Origin of the sequence: Staphylococcus sp. HMSC072H03, from assembly GCF_001809305.1 — a bacterium.
Classification (GTDB): domain Bacteria; phylum Bacillota; class Bacilli; order Staphylococcales; family Staphylococcaceae; genus Staphylococcus; species Staphylococcus hominis.
Genome location: NZ_KV796880.1, coordinates 1 through 433, shown reverse-complemented (window position 1 = coordinate 433; position 433 = coordinate 1). Strand labels below are relative to the sequence as shown.

Below are 433 nucleotides of genomic sequence, written 5' to 3'. Positions count from 1 at the left end.
AAATTATAACACTGGTTAGTAGAGGAATGCAAAATAGTTTATTGATTACTAACTAGTGAGTGATCTTTAATAAAGATACTATTTCACTAGAGGGAATGCCTATCTTAAACATTATAAAAGATTTATGAAGTTGAAGAACAAAATTGGAGATATTAAATATATTATCTTTTTGATATGTAAGTTTTTCTGATGGTGGAAAATAATAAGAATAATAATGTCTATAATCCTTCAAATAATCATGTAACTTTTCGTCATAATTAACAATGCTTTTTAAATAATTTTGTAACTCGTTATCTAATGAGTGAAATAAATCTTTATATCTATCTATTAAAATGATTTGCTGATTTGATACGAGCCTTCTATGCAAACCTTCATTTATTTTTAATAAGTCAACTAGATAATGTTCAATAAATTTTGGCGTATACATTAACTT

Annotated in this window: 1 protein-coding gene; it reads right to left on the bottom strand. The window is 24.2% G+C overall.

The window, feature by feature from the left end; genetic code table 11:
• Positions 1 to 52: 52 nt before the first annotated feature.
• On the bottom strand, positions 53 to 433 hold a 381-nt coding region (locus tag HMPREF2578_RS11225), incomplete at its 5' end, for a hypothetical protein (RefSeq protein WP_049415712.1).